We start from the raw sequence: 13,727 nt of genomic DNA on the forward strand, positions 1-13,727 counted from the left end.
TAAAAAGATACTTTTGCGGGGAGCGTGATCGCTGTTGGCTATCGTACAAGTAACCGTCGTACCTATCGGGACCGGAACGACAAGCCTAAGCGGCTATGTGGCCGCTTTGCAGCAAGTGTTGGATCAGACGAAGGAGTCGATTCATTACGAGCTGACTCCCATGAGCACGATAATCGAAGGCGATCTGGACGTTCTTCTTCGCGTCGTGAAAGAGCTTCACGAAAAGCCGTTCGAGCAGGGCGCTTGGAGAGTTTCCACAAGTATTACTATTGACGACAGGCGCGACAAAGCAGGGACGATGGCGCAAAAATTGGAATCGGTCAAAAAACGCCGAAACGAGGGATCGGTATGAGCGCTGTCGGATATGCGACGATTTGGGCGATACTGCTGCTGTTTCCGGCATTGGCGGCATGGCGGCGCAAATGGTGGCCGGTCGCTCTGTATGTCATCGGCCTCTTAATCTTTTTGTATTCCGTATTGCAGGATAATACCGGCTGGGACGACTTGGCCGATTTCGCCATGCTCATCATCGTAGTCGCACCTTTGTACGTCATCGCGACGGTCGTGTGGGTGCTGCAGCTGATTTGGAGGAAAACTCGGGATTCGTGAAGTGACGGTAAAGTTAACATAATTATTATTATGGTAATCACTAAATGTTTGTGGCGGGCTAACCACGAATAAAGGGGAAACCGGATGTGATGGCCCGAACGTCCGGCTCTGTGAGAGACCTATGCGCTTGCGCATAGGTCTGTTTGATTAGCGGTTGTTGCGTCAGCTTTGCGATCGGAATTCCGACGGGGTCATGCCGACCCGTTTCTTGAAAATGCGCGCGAAATATTTGTCGTCCTGGTAACCGACGAGTCCGGCGATTTCGTAGGTTTTGCTGTTCGTCGTCAATAGCAGCGCCTTGGCTCGGTCGATGCGCACCTGCGTGATGAAATCCGTAATATTCATAGCTTCGACCTGCTTGAACAGGAAGCTGAGATAGACCGGAGAGAGGAACACCTCTGCTGCGATCGTCTCGAGCGTCAGGTTGCGGGCGTAGTTGTCTTGAATATAGGCTTTAATCTTTTCGACGACGGAATTTTTCCCAGACTTGCGCAAGCTTTGCGTCGTCGCGAGCAAACCGTACAGAAATTCCCGCAGCAGGCCGGAGAGCTCCTCGATCGTGTTGGCCCGGAAGATCCTCGCGATGTCGTCGGCCGACAGAAGCTCGTCCAGCTGCAGCTGCGGATGCATCTCCGCGAGAACGTGGGTCGACGCGATCATCTGTTGGAGGCTTAACGTCTTCGTTTCATGTTGGTTGAACGACCGACTTTTCAGAAACGCGATGAACGACGACAGCCAGGCATCCAGGTCGTTCTCGTTGCAAACCCGCAGCGACATGAGAAGATCCTCCTCGTTCACGGCGGAACGATTCTGGCTTCCCGCGTCCGTCGGGCCCGGGCCGCTGTCGAGGTCGTCCATACAGATCGCTTGATTCGCGCCCGTGTAATATTTGTAGCGGAGGGCGGTTTTTGCGTTCTCATAGGCGCTTCTGCAATCGTTCAGCAGGAGGGGATAACGTTTTGAAACGCCGACGGTAGCGCCAAGCTTCAAGGTCGTCCGCAGATTGACGATCAACTGCTTCAGCAGCGAACGGAGGGTGGTCGGCTGTTCCGCATCCCCGTCTTCGTCGTTCAACAGAAGGATGAACCTGCGGGACTGTTCCTGAAGCAGCGCTTTGGCGTGCCATTCCCCGAACGTCTCCTCGATGATGTTGGCGACTGCAAAGTGGATGAGGTGATGATCTTCCACGGAGTATCGATCCAGACTTCCCGTCTCGTCCTCGATTTCCAGCAGGCAAACACGAAAGGGCCCGGGATGGATCGGAAGGCGCAAATACTTCGTTTTCTCAACGAATATGTCTTCCTTCTGCCGCGTCCCGTCGACGATGCTGTGAAGAAACCGCTCCACCATGACCGGGAAGTTGTCCTTCATCTGCTGCTTAAGCGCTCTCTCGGTTTCCCATTCCTTCTTCACGCGCAAAATGACTTCCAGAAACCGATCGAGGTCGGGCGGCTTTAGCAAGTAATCCGATGCCCCAAGCTGAAGCGCCTGCTGCGCGTACATAAACTCGTCGTGGCTGCTAAGGATTACGGACTTGATCGGGATTTGGCGAGAACCGATTTCCCTCAGCAGTTGGAGTCCATCCATGATAGGCATCCGACAATCAACGATAATCAAATCCGGCGGTTTAGATTCGATCATGCGCAGCGCTTCCATGCCGTTTTCCGCAGCGCCCAGCCATTCGAAGCCGTGCTCCTCCCAAGGGACCAGCTTGCGCAGTCCGACGCTTACGATGGGCTCGTCGTCAATGACCATGATTTTCATATAAGCTCACCCATTCCTCTTCGTTGTGAATGATCGGCAGCCGGATCGTGACGGTCGTTCCCTTACCGATCTTGCTCGCGATGCGAAGCCGGTATTCCTCGCCGAACAGCATCGTCAGCCGCTCGTTGACATTCTTAATGCCGTAGCCCCCGCTGCCGTTCGGAGATACTTGCAGGAGCGCGGCCACTTGTTCCTCTGTCATGCCTTTGCCGTTGTCTTCGACGACGAAGACGATGCCGTCCTCCGATAGGCCGCCGGAGATGCGCAGCACGCCTTCGCCTTTCTCCTTGTGATCGAACGAGTGAATGATCGCGTTTTCGACGATCGGTTGCAGGAGCAGCTTGGAGGTCAAGTAAGGCTCCACCTTCGGATCGATCTCGTACTCGACCTTGAAGCGGCTAGGAAACCGGGCTTGTTGAATGTTGACGTAAGCTTTGATCTGATTGATCTCGTTCTCCATGCTGTAATAATCGCTTCCCCGATTCAGCGAGATGCGGAACAGCTGGCTGAGCGACCGGACGACTTCCGCCGTCTCGTCGTCTCCGTTGATCTTGGAATTCAGAAAGATGTAGTCGAGCGTGTTGTAGAGAAAGTGCGGTTCGATTTGCGCCTGAAGCGTCTTTAGTTCGATCATCTTCTGATTGGTCTGGCTAATGTACACTTTCTGGATCAACTCGTTCAGCTCGGCGACCATTTGATTGTATTTTTGCGTCAGCAGGCCGACTTCGTCCTTGGATTCGACCGCCACCTTCTGGTTGAAGTCGCCCCGCTTGAAGTCGTTCATCGACCGCAGCAGCTTCCGGATCGGCGAAGTGACGTTGCGGGACAGGAAAATGGACAGCAAAGCGACGATTAGCATAACGGACACCGAAGCGATCAACGTGAATTTCAGCAGCACCTGATGCTGCTCGCGGATTTCCTTAAGCGGCGTCAAGCTGACGACCATCCACTCGTAAGGCTCCACCTTCGCGGTCGAGATATAGAAATCTTGACCGTTCACGCGAATGACCGGATTGTCGCCCGGGTGGATCAGCCTTTTTTTGAATTCGAGATCGCTTTCCCGGTAGTAATCGACGTCCCGGTTTTTTTGATTGCTGGCCACGAGATTGTAATTGTCGTCCACGAGCAGAAGCTGAGTGGAGTCGCTGAGTTCGACATCCTGAATGGAGGCGAGGAACGCTTCGCGGCCGATGCCCATGAAGAGCATGCCCAGCTTTTCCTCCGAGTCGTAAATATTCGTTATCCGCCGGCCTACCATCACTTCGTTGTACTGCTGTAAATACGGGAATAGAGGATCGCTTGAGAACATCCAATTGGCTTCTCCTTCTTTGGCCGCCGTGGCGATGTAAGTCGGAGACTCGTTGAGTTGCTGGTAGGGAACCACTTCCCGGTAGAAATCCTTGAAGTCCCGAAAGACAAACCCGTTCTCTCCGTAGACAATGATGAAGGATATATAGCTCTTGGCCGTCTTCAGATTGGACAAATAACTGAGCATCGTCTGCTGCGCGCGATTGTACTCTTCCGGCTTCGGCTGGTTCAGCAGGTTCTGGAAGGTCTCGTTGTTCATGATATAGGAGGAGATATCCTGGGCATCGTCCAGCATCATCTTGATGTTATTCTCAATCAGGCCGATCGTCTGGTGCTGATGACCGATCACCTGTTTTTCCAATAGGCTTGTGGAGTTGAAGTAGGAGAAGATACCCAGGCTAAGCAGGGGATGAGAACGACAAGAATAAAGTAGAGGAATATTTTCGTTTGCAGCTTCTGGAACAGCTTCATGCTCGGTTCAACTCCTGTTGTCATACACGGATGCTTATGGTGGAAGCTTATCAGAAAAAAAATAGGGTGACAATTGCCCGCGGCATTCGGGTCGAGACTTCTAGATTCAGTCCACCAAATCTTGAAGTTGTCTCATTGTGAGGCGGCGGCGGGAGAGACTATGATAAATGGGCAAGCAACGAAATTCACTGACAACAGGGGGCGGAAGAATGAGCATTCGAAAGGCGAGAGCGGCAAAATGGATGGGGTCTCTGTTGGCAATCAGCCTGGTTTTTGCGGGGTGTTCCAATGGGAATAAAGAGGAGGCTTCCCCGACAAGCAGCCAGACAGACGGAAGCGGCGGCTCCGGTACAGAGATCGATTGGAAAACGGTAAAGGCGGACATACGCTTCGTCTACCCGGGCACATCCGAATCCGAGAAGCTGTTCGCCGAAAACTTCAAAACGGCCATGAAAGAAAAGTATCCGAACGTCAACATCGAGTACATGTACTTATCCTGGGCGGACATGGAGAAGAAAATATCCGTTATGATCAGCACGGGTGACGTTCCCGACATCGCCACGACCCAGGATGTCACGAACTTCGTGCAGATGGATGGACTTGAGGATCTGACGCCTTACATGCAGCGCGAGACCACTAGCGTAAAACCGGACAATTTTCTTCCGGGCACGCTCGATTACTCGACGATCGATGGCAAAATCTATGCGGCTCCCGCCACGGCAAACGCGTTTAACTTGATGGTCAACGAGAAAATGCTGAACGATGCCGGAATGAAGCTGGAAGAGCTGCAAACGTGGGAAGACGTGGAGAAAGCGGCTCAGCTGATGACCAAGGACGGCAAGTATGGCTTCGGCTATCCGCTCGGCGTAGCGCGTTTCGCGTTCCGCGTGCCGTTTACGGCAGGCTACAGCAACGATCTGCTCCTATCGGACACGTCCGAGACGAGTAAAGCGAAGTATATCGAACTGCTGAACCACTTCAAAAAGCTGGAAGCGTTCCAACCTAAGGCGCACCTGACCTGGGGATACCCGGAAATGTTTCGGGCCTACAGCAACGGCGAAGTCGGCATGATCCCGGCTGGCACGTTCTTCTCTGCGAACGTGTACAGCATCAATCCGGATATCATCAACGTTTCCCGCGCGATTTCTTATCCGAAGGGGCCGTCGGGCTCCGCGGCCAAGACGCCGGTCGCGAACTCCGGATTCGGCATTTACAAGGGCAGCAAGAACAAGGAAGTCGCATGGAGATTAATAGAGGAGCTGCTGTCGCCCGAGTTCAACAGCACGCAAGCAGCCATTCTAAACATTTCGGCGGAGAAAGCGACGAGCTTGGACGAAGTCATCAAAAAAGCGGAAGACGTGTATCCCAAAGCGATCGACGGACACAAGCGAGTCATCGAGGATTTCCTTGCCATGGTCGACAAGTCGGGCGTACCGATGAATACGATCGTCGGTCAGCCGGAGATGGAGACGGTCGTACAGGATATTATGGTCAAATTCCTGACGAATAAGCTTGATGCGGAAGAAGCGTACGGCGAGATCAAGAAAGGCATCGACTCCGTCACCGCCAAATACGCCAAGTAGATAAAAAAAGCAGTCTGGGGGGCTCCGAGGGCCGATCGACCGGGAGTCCCCTTTCTTGTTCACGCTAACGGGGATGGGGAGAGGAGAAGACACCATGCTAACCCGCAAGTTTATTAAGTCTTACGGCTTCGGCTATCTGTTGCTGGCGCCTGCCGTGCTTTATTTGGTCGCTTTTCAGTTTTATCCTCTGTTCGAGACGGTGCGGTTGAGCTTGTTCGACTATTCCTTGATCTCGAACCGAGCGATGTCGTTCATCGGACTCGACCATTACACTTATTTCCTAACGGAAGACGATAGATTTTGGAAAATCATGCGGAACAGCCTCGTCTGGGTCATCGGCTCGACGGTGTTCCAATTCGCGGTCGCCATTCCGGCGGCTCTAATATTAAACGCGAAGATCCGATCCCGGGGCTTATGGCGGGGGTTGATGATGGTGCCGTGGGTGTCTCCCGTAGTCATCATCGGCATCGTATGGAAATGGATTTACGACGGGCATAACGGAATCGCCAACCATTACTTGTCCGAGTGGGGCATCATCCGGGAAAGCATCGTCTGGTTGGGCGACGACTTCTGGGTGTGGCCGGCGTTGCTGCTGACTTCCGTGTGGAAAGGCTTTCCCTACATTGCTTTAATGCTGCTGTCCGGCTTGACGGGCATCTCCAAGGAAATGATGGAAGCCGCGGAGGTAGACGGTGCGACGGGTTGGCAACGGCTTGTTCGTATCGTGCTGCCGCTCTTGAAGCCGATCATGTACGTGACGGGCATGGTCTCGATCGTCTCTTCATGGACGAAGTTCGAGATGATCTGGGCGCTGACCAACGGAGGGCCGGGCTTCGAGACGAGCATCTTGCCGACGTACGTCTATACGAATGCTTTCGTCTATTACGATCTGGGACGCGGGTCGGCCATCGCGACGCTGTCGATGCTATTCGTGCTCGTCCTCGTGGCGATCTACGCAGGGCTGTTCGGCAGGGATAACGAATAGAAGGGGGTGAAGTCATGAGAGAGACGCTTTCGTTCCGTACGTTCAAATACGCAAGTCTGGCGATTCTGATGCTGTTCACCCTCTTTCCTTTCCTGTGGCTGGTGGATACGACGTTCAAGAGCACCGAAGAGATGTTCGCTTCGATACCCACCTGGCTGATCTCGAACTTCACGTTCGAGCATTACGTGTGGGCAACCGGCGAGCAAGGGATGAATATCGGCAAGCTGCTGTCCAACTCCATCATCGTGTGCGCGCTTACGGCGCTCTGCACCGGACTTATCGCCTGTGTAAGCGGATACGGCCTGGCCAGGTTCAAAGTACCGGGAATCGGGCTGGTTATCGTGCTGTTCGTGCTCGCACAGATGATCCAAGGTCCGCTCATCATGATCCCATGGTACAAGCTGGCTTCCGCCTTCTCGATCTTGAACACGAAGACGGTGCTGGTGCTCATTTACAACACGATGACGATACCGGTGGCCGTATGGATCATGAGCGGATTTTTCAAGAGTGTGCCTAAGGAGCTGGAAGAAGCAGCTTACATGGACGGTTCCGGCAAGCTGAAGACGCTGTTTAAGATCATGGTTCCGATGGCTCTGCCGGGGTTGGTATCGGTTAGCTTATATTCGTTCATCCTCGGATGGAACGATTACCAATATTCGCTGATTCTGACCAACTCACTGGCCGCCAAGACCGTTCAGGTCGGCATCGCGGAAGTGATGGAAAGCATGGGGGCCGCGAACTGGGGAGGCATTCTCGCCAGCGGCGTCATCGTCATTCTGCCGATCATACTGATTTTCTCGCTCATTCAGAAATTGCTGATCGAAGGCCTAACTGCCGGAGGAATTAAAGGTTAATGGGGTTAATTCCAATCTACTAAAGACAGGAGCATACACTTATGAGTTCAAACCGAAAAAAATACGTGCAGCTGCAAGGCATCATTCCCGCTCTTATTACGCCCTACGAAGATGACGGCCGGATTAGCGACAAGAGAACGCGCGAGTTAGTTCGGCATTTGATCTCCCAGGGAGTCGCCGGGTTTTACTTGAGCGGCAGCACGGGCGAAGGCTTTCTTCAGACGGTCGAGGAAAGGCAAAGCTTCCTGGAAATCGTCATGGACGAGGTGAAAAGCGAGGTGCCCGTCATCGCCCACGTCGGCGCCATGGATACGGCGACCGCCGTCGTTCTGACGAAGCATGCTTACGGAGCTGGAGCTACGGCGGTGTCAGCCGTTACGCCGTTTTATTACAAGCACGGCTCGGAGCAAATCAAGCGGCATTATATCGATATTGCGGAAGCTGCCGACATTCCGCTCATCGCGTACCATTTTCCAGATATGACGGGATCCAAGCAGTCGGCGGATTTCTATCGGGAACTGTCTGCTGTAGACGGCATTATCGGTTTGAAGTTTACTTCGATGAACACTTACGAGATGCAACAGATTATGGACGTTTGCGGCGAGGATTTCCTCGTCTTCAACGGCCCGGACGAAAGCTGCTTGGCGGGTCTGGCGATGGGCGCTTTCGGGGCGATCGGCTCGACCTACAATATTATGCCGGCCAAGTTCGTAGAGATGCATCGGCTGTTCCGGCAAGGCCGGATCGACGAGGCTAGGGCCGTACAATACGAGGTTAACAGGGTGATCAATGAGCTGATGAAGTACGATTTTATCGCTTTCGAACGGGAGATACTCAGGCTGCAGGGCTTCGATACCGGGCTTCCGCGAAAGCCGATCCAACAGCTGAGCGACGCCCAGCGCGCGGATATTCGCGAGACGGCTGCTCGGTTCCCGTTTTTGAATATCAGTTAAGCAACGTAAGCGAAGGAGGCGCTGAACGATGAACGAGAGAGTGAACGTAAAGACGCTGTTCGATCTCACCGGCAAGGTTGCGTTGGTAACGGGAGGCAGCAACTTGGGCTACGACGCGGCCGAAGCGTTGGCGGAGCTTGGGGCGACCGTCGCGGTCACACGGAGGCGGAAAGAGGAGGCGGACGCCACGGCGGCGCTTCTCGCTAAGGATACAGGATCAGAAGTCGTCGGAATCGAGTTGGAAGTCACCGACGAGGCGAGCTGGAAAAGGGCGGTGGACGAGCTCATCGGCCGGTACAGCAAGATCGACATTCTCGTTAACAACGCCGGAGGACGCCAGGTGTCCGTCGTACCCGAGACTATCGAGGACGATCCTTCGTTCGAATTTCTGGAGACGCGGCTGCTGGAAGACTGGAAGTATACGATGGACGCGAATCTGACCAGCGTATTTCTAGGCTGCCGTTCCGTTGCTCCTTATATGAAGAAAGCCCACTCGGGGAAGATCATCAACATGGCCTCCATCGACGGAATCGTCGGGCGCGATCTGCGGATTTATCCGGGCTCCGGACTGTCTCCGACCGTACCGGATTATCTCGCCAGCAAAGCAGGTGTCATCAATCTGACTAAGGGGATCGGCGTATCGCTCGCGCCGTTCGGCATATACGTGAACGCCATATCTCCCGGAGGATTTTACCGTCAGCAGCCTGAACGGTTCGTCGAAAACTACACGAAGCTGGTTCCGCTCGGACGAATGGGGCGGGATCGGATCGACCTGAAAGGCTCGATTGCCTATCTGGCTTCCGGAGCTTCCGATTACACGGTGGGACATAACTTGGTCATTGATGGCGGCTTGACTTCGTGGTAGAACGGAAGCCTGTGAATAAGGGACTTGAGAAAACGGAGAGACGCTGATGATATTTGGAGACACCGGAATGACGAAGACAGGAGAGTTCGGCGCGCTTCATCCCGTTTTGCGCGATGCTTTGCTGCGTTTAGAGAGAACGGATCTTAAAGGCATGGAACCGGGGAAGTACGAATGGGACGGTGATCGCTTGTTCCTACTCGTGCAGGAGTCCGTCACGGCGCCAAAGACGGCCAAGAAGCCGGAATCCCATCGCAGATACGTCGATATTCAGCTTCTGATCGAAGGAGAGGAATGGATCGGGTACGCTCGCAAGTCGGTGAGCCACCTCAGCTGCGAAGACGAGCTGGACGCTAAGGATTACGCGTTATACGAGGATCCGGAAGACGAAATTGGCTTGATCCTAAGGCCGGGCAAGTTTGCGATTTTCTTTCCGGACGAGCTGCATCGCCCGTGCGTCTGCCTTGAAGCTCCGGTTCGGATCAAAAAGGCGGTCGTAAAGATCGATCTGATCTTGCTCGAAAAGGAATAATGCGCGAGTAAATGAGGGGCTGACTCAAAAGCAACTAACAGAGAGAAACAGAGAGAAACAGAGAGAAACTTCATGTCCATAAAAGGATAATCTTTATGTCACTAGACAAAGGCGAGTTATAACTAACTCGCTTTTTCTCCTTATATACTTTTACACAAAACCCGTATTTTATACATATGTATTCAATCTTGCTTAGAGCCATATGGATCAATGGCTTTATAATGTTGTTACACAATATGACTTTGGATTTATAGTGCTTAGAAATATCATTTATCATTTTGCAACTCCCCACTGTCCAGTCAGTGAAATTAAATATGCTAAATAAAAGCCAACACGACCATCAGTGTTGGCTTTTATTTAGCATAACCGATTACATTGAATAGTTTTTATATACAGTGACAACTAATACCGAGGTAATGAATTCGTGTTGCCTTGTTACGCGCTGAAGTTCCGTGAAACACGCTTCCCAGTCACGATGTGGTTTTACATCGCCGCGATAATACATTTCGGCTAAATGCCAAGTATCTGCTGCATCTGTTTTTACTTTTCGGAGTTGTGCGCTCTTTGTGCGCTTAGACAAAAGCGGGTTGATAATGAAATGCTTAACCCCAATACTCGTTAGATGCGCGACCACAATGCGATGATAGTGACCTGTTGCCTCGAGAATGACAACGGACTCCATGTCCGTACGCTCCTTAAGCTGGTTAATAATTTCTCCTAGCCTGCTAAATCCAGCTTCCGAATGCGGAATGGTCTCCGACTTCCCATACGCCTCGTTACGCTTAACAAACGCTTGAATCACGCAGTTCCTTTAGAAACATCCAATCCGATAACCGGTCCCATGCCATTCCCTCCTGATGTGAACTTAGCCGGCAATCCCACGATGGTTCCAAACCCATAGCTTCGCTTGTGATACGAGGTCGACGGCCTCAACCAGCTTGGGAGTAGTGGGAGAACAGTTTTTTTGACGGGGTCAAACCCCAAAAAGCCCCTCGTTCTCCCGGCTACCGCCATCTTAAAACATCTAATAAAAAAGGCCAACCAGTAATCTCTGGCTGACCTGATAATACGAAAAAGCCCCCCATTAGCGAACATTGGAGAGCTTTTGTAACGGCCTGTAGAGCTAGGAGGCACCTGCTCTATTGGCCTATCATTTCCATTAGCTAAATAAGTATGACAATTCCAATTCTAATTCACTGTTACAAGACGAAGTATATAATTATTTTAGTACAGTTTATAAGTTAAACATAGATTTTCTTTTCTCTTCCGAATTTAACAAATACTCCACAGGGGAGAATTGACTATATCCTGTATGTTCAGAGTGAATCTTTATATTAACACAAGATGGGTCTAATTCTACTGCAATAGCATTATAGTCATAATTATAGTAAAACGTATATCCTTTATGTGTTATATCAGGGAAGTTATTTTTGAATTTATCATTATATTTAGGTTTGAAATAATTAATTAATGCTGCCTCTGTAACATTGATAATTTGATTATCTATATTAATATTTGGAGCTGATAGAACTTTTTCAAAATGTTGCTTGTCTTCTTTAGCGGAAACCAAAAAACCATTTCGTCCATCGATTAAAGCTATTAAGCGTGGTGTAAACTCCCACAGAGTAATTGCTACTTCGTAGTTAATGTCTTCATATAAAATATCAACCAGTATTTTTTGAAGAGTTTCATGGGATTTTAACCTTAGTAATGCATCCCGATCCCCCTTTTTTCCAAATGATTGTCCAACATATAATACCTCACAAACCAGTTCTTCGTTAGAAAAGGTTGAGTATAGCCAAAGAATATCTGCTTTAAGACCTCCACCATATCCATCTTTCATAACCAATATTTTGTCACTTTCAAATTCATAACTAACAATATCGTCGTGCAGCGGTATCTCAATAATTTCAATTTTATCAATTAAAGTTCCTCCATGTTTTATCTGAATTTCCACATGAGTATCAAGCACTTTAATACTGTTTTCTACAAAACTCAATCTTTTAATTTTATTAATCATATATATATGATAACTAGCATTTGATACATCTACGTTTTCTAACAACTTTGGGGAGACAATAGTTACTTGTGAGGAATATGTGTGAAGCGCAAACTCACTCATATATTTTCTAGGGATTCCGTTATTTAATTGTGTTTCAGTATACTTAGGATCATTTATACAGCAATTTTTAAACTTCTTCCCTGACTTACAGGGACATTTCTCATTTCTTCCAATTCTCATTTTATCTCCTCTTTCTAATAGCTTAAATTCAGTTACGTGGACCACGCTGCGGTGCCGGCCGTCTGCTAGTGCACGCAATCGGTACCGTGCATAGCGCTGACAGGTTCTCCCTTCTATGCCTTCTATAGTTTCTGCATGACGAAATCACGTTGAAATGCTGTAAATGATGAGGAGAATTATATGATTTTCTTTAGTAATGATCAATATAAAAGGAGCAGACAACAAGGGGACCTGTCTGCTCCTTTTTTTGGGGAGATATAGTGGTTTACGCCTCGCGGGAGAGCTCATTAATGCGGGTAACCACCTTTGGAAAGCGCCGTATTTGTTTTTCCTTAACAGGCTGATAATTTTGTTGTTCGTTATGGATACGTATGGCCAGATTTATTAGGTGCAGTGTCATCCGCTGATAATCAAATTGTTCCGTCATGAGTTGATTCCAATTCGCTTCAATATGCACCGTTTCGTTCCTAATTTTCCGTATGGACCATTCAAATTCTTTATCCCGTCTATGCTTACCTACTTGCAATGTGAATTTGATGTCTTCCAAAATTGCTTCCTTTGTTTCTTCTGATAAAAAATAGGCTTTTTCAACGTAGTTTTCAAGCTGGTAGTCCTCCAAGCCCTTTAATTACTTCTTTGACGTATCTTAACAAAGGCTTCAAATGTGGCTAAGAAAGTATATAGCATCCAGGGGTAATAAATAGATGTGTCATAACCACTAGTTTTTAGTTTTCTATTATGTCTTAAGTCAAAATTATTTAGGATCGTAAAAATAGCAGCTTCTTCTATAGGAAGTGCACTTTCAATTTCTTTTCTTATTATTTCTAGTGCACCACCAATTTCAATAAGTGCCCCCTTTTTACTTAGATCAGTGGCTCCATATCTAAAAAACTCCTTTATTGCGCGACGTATTCGATTATCAACATTTTCTTCATCACCATATGCAGCAATATTATCAATTAATTCACTTAATTCAGTCGCGATAATTTCACGAATAAAACTTTCTCGAGTGAGTTCCCAGCCTATTCCATACCTTGATAGTTGTTTATTTATCTTATCTCTAAAAACTGATTGAGAATGCTCTTTGGCTTGTTCTATGCTTTCAAATTCAAATTTAGAAAATGCAATACTCCATTTTAATTCAATGTTACGATGCAAGAGCTCAATTAAATCAAATAGATCTGTTTCACTGTATTTCAATGAATCTTGATAAAATGGATCTTTAATTCTTCTACCAATTACAGATAAACAATATGCCTCGAAATTTCGTCCAGCAATTCCCGGTGTCCAGTTGTCAAAGTTGTCATTATCACCGTAGAAAGTTGCGAAATATCTCTCTTGGGTCAGCTCGTGGAGAATTATTTGAAACACTTCAGTTAAATCCATTAAGTTCAATTTGTCCTTCTCTATACCTTTTCGTGTAGAGTAAAATTCGTGATCTGATTTCATAAAACCCTCCCTAATGCATTTTTATCATAGGCTACTTTTCTAAATTGAATCCAATGCACTGCTGTACAAATCAATATCCATTGCAGGGACCGTACCGAGGTTTTGCAGCTGGGTG

General features: G+C 49.1%; 14 protein-coding genes. 8 read left to right on the forward strand and 6 right to left on the reverse strand.

The genetic code is table 11. The annotated features are described in order from the left end of the window. The first annotated feature begins 34 nt into the window (after window positions 1-34). Together D3H35_RS05180 and D3H35_RS05185 are read left to right on the forward strand one after the other, a co-directional pair. A complete protein-coding gene (locus tag D3H35_RS05180) occupies window positions 35-352 on the forward strand; it encodes an MTH1187 family thiamine-binding protein (protein WP_119148057.1) in 318 nt (105 codons plus the stop codon). After that, window positions 349-609 carry a hypothetical protein gene (locus D3H35_RS05185; RefSeq protein WP_119148058.1) on the forward strand — a complete coding sequence of 87 codons (261 nt, stop codon included), beginning with the start codon at window positions 349-351 and terminating at the stop codon, window positions 607-609. The genes D3H35_RS05180 and D3H35_RS05185 overlap by 4 nt, the downstream gene beginning before the upstream one ends. A gap of 162 nt (window positions 610-771) precedes the next feature. Here the strand turns inward: D3H35_RS05185 and D3H35_RS05190 are convergent, their stop codons facing one another. Beyond that, the gene (locus D3H35_RS05190; RefSeq protein WP_119148059.1) at window positions 772-2,373 is read right to left on the reverse strand and encodes a response regulator; all 1,602 of its coding nucleotides are present in this window, start codon (window positions 2,371-2,373) and stop codon (window positions 772-774) included. Next, entirely contained in the window at window positions 2,354-4,030 is a 1,677-nt protein-coding gene (locus tag D3H35_RS05195) for a sensor histidine kinase (RefSeq protein WP_147355745.1), read from the reverse strand. The genes D3H35_RS05190 and D3H35_RS05195 overlap by 20 nt, the downstream gene beginning before the upstream one ends. Window positions 4,031-4,361: 331 nt before the next feature. On the opposite strand from D3H35_RS05195, the gene D3H35_RS05200 reads away from it, so the two are divergent. The 6 genes from D3H35_RS05200 to D3H35_RS05225 all read left to right on the forward strand — a co-directional run bounded on the left by D3H35_RS05200 (window position 4,362) and on the right by D3H35_RS05225 (window position 9,921). Further along, the gene (locus tag D3H35_RS05200; protein ID WP_158593954.1) at window positions 4,362-5,735 is read left to right on the forward strand and encodes an ABC transporter substrate-binding protein; all 1,374 of its coding nucleotides are present in this window, start codon (window positions 4,362-4,364) and stop codon (window positions 5,733-5,735) included. 94 nt (window positions 5,736-5,829) lie between these two features. Beyond that, a complete protein-coding gene (locus D3H35_RS05205; protein ID WP_158593955.1) occupies window positions 5,830-6,720 on the forward strand; it encodes a carbohydrate ABC transporter permease in 891 nt (296 codons plus the stop codon). A gap of 14 nt (window positions 6,721-6,734) precedes the next feature. Further along, window positions 6,735-7,574, forward strand: coding sequence for a carbohydrate ABC transporter permease (locus D3H35_RS05210; RefSeq protein ID WP_119148063.1), 840 nt, complete (start codon window positions 6,735-6,737; stop codon window positions 7,572-7,574). 41 nt (window positions 7,575-7,615) lie between these two features. Further along, window positions 7,616-8,527: a dihydrodipicolinate synthase family protein gene (locus D3H35_RS05215; protein ID WP_119148064.1), complete on the forward strand. Its 912-nt coding sequence runs from the start codon at window positions 7,616-7,618 to the stop codon at window positions 8,525-8,527. A gap of 28 nt (window positions 8,528-8,555) precedes the next feature. Further along, window positions 8,556-9,392 (forward strand): SDR family NAD(P)-dependent oxidoreductase, encoded by an 837-nt coding sequence (locus D3H35_RS05220; protein ID WP_119148065.1) that lies wholly within the window; start codon window positions 8,556-8,558, stop codon window positions 9,390-9,392. 46 nt (window positions 9,393-9,438) lie between these two features. After that, window positions 9,439-9,921, forward strand: coding sequence for a YhcH/YjgK/YiaL family protein (locus tag D3H35_RS05225; RefSeq protein ID WP_119148066.1), 483 nt, complete (start codon window positions 9,439-9,441; stop codon window positions 9,919-9,921). A 370-nt stretch (window positions 9,922-10,291) separates the two neighbouring features. Here the strand turns inward: D3H35_RS05225 and D3H35_RS05230 are convergent, their stop codons facing one another. The 4 genes from D3H35_RS05230 to D3H35_RS05245 form a co-directional block, all read right to left on the reverse strand. Continuing rightward, complete coding sequence (locus D3H35_RS05230; RefSeq protein WP_233567771.1) at window positions 10,292-10,723, reverse strand: IS110 family transposase; 432 nt, start codon at window positions 10,721-10,723, stop codon at window positions 10,292-10,294. A 432-nt stretch (window positions 10,724-11,155) separates the two neighbouring features. Beyond that, window positions 11,156-12,163, reverse strand: a complete 1,008-nt coding sequence (locus tag D3H35_RS05235) for a YecA family protein (RefSeq protein WP_119148067.1) — start codon at window positions 12,161-12,163, stop codon at window positions 11,156-11,158. Between the two features lie 265 nt (window positions 12,164-12,428). Further along, window positions 12,429-12,782, reverse strand: a complete 354-nt coding sequence (locus tag D3H35_RS05240) for a hypothetical protein (RefSeq protein ID WP_119148068.1) — start codon at window positions 12,780-12,782, stop codon at window positions 12,429-12,431. 5 nt (window positions 12,783-12,787) lie between these two features. Beyond that, complete coding sequence (locus tag D3H35_RS05245) at window positions 12,788-13,612, reverse strand: hypothetical protein (protein ID WP_119148069.1); 825 nt, start codon at window positions 13,610-13,612, stop codon at window positions 12,788-12,790. Between the last annotated feature and the right edge of the window lie 115 nt (window positions 13,613-13,727).

Origin of the sequence: Cohnella faecalis (assembly GCF_003570905.1) — a bacterium.
GTDB classification, from domain to species: domain Bacteria; phylum Bacillota; class Bacilli; order Paenibacillales; family Paenibacillaceae; genus Cohnella; species Cohnella faecalis.

Excerpts from the sequence above, each read along its gene's own strand:
- D3H35_RS05245 (WP_119148069.1), bottom strand. The coding sequence starts at position 13,612 with ATGAAATCAGATCACGAATTTTACTCTACACGAAAAGGTATAGAGAAG.
- D3H35_RS05235 (WP_119148067.1), bottom strand. The coding sequence starts at position 12,163 with ATGAGAATTGGAAGAAATGAGAAATGTCCCTGTAAGTCAGGGAAGAAG.
- D3H35_RS05185 (WP_119148058.1), top strand. The coding sequence starts at position 349 with ATGAGCGCTGTCGGATATGCGACGATTTGGGCGATACTGCTGCTGTTT.
- D3H35_RS05220 (WP_119148065.1), top strand. The coding sequence starts at position 8,556 with ATGAACGAGAGAGTGAACGTAAAGACGCTGTTCGATCTCACCGGCAAG.
- D3H35_RS05205 (WP_158593955.1), top strand. The coding sequence starts at position 5,830 with ATGCTAACCCGCAAGTTTATTAAGTCTTACGGCTTCGGCTATCTGTTG.
- D3H35_RS05210 (WP_119148063.1), top strand. The coding sequence starts at position 6,735 with ATGAGAGAGACGCTTTCGTTCCGTACGTTCAAATACGCAAGTCTGGCG.
- D3H35_RS05225 (WP_119148066.1), top strand. The coding sequence starts at position 9,439 with ATGATATTTGGAGACACCGGAATGACGAAGACAGGAGAGTTCGGCGCG.
- D3H35_RS05190 (WP_119148059.1), bottom strand. The coding sequence starts at position 2,373 with ATGAAAATCATGGTCATTGACGACGAGCCCATCGTAAGCGTCGGACTG.
- D3H35_RS05215 (WP_119148064.1), top strand. The coding sequence starts at position 7,616 with ATGAGTTCAAACCGAAAAAAATACGTGCAGCTGCAAGGCATCATTCCC.
- D3H35_RS05200 (WP_158593954.1), top strand. The coding sequence starts at position 4,362 with ATGAGCATTCGAAAGGCGAGAGCGGCAAAATGGATGGGGTCTCTGTTG.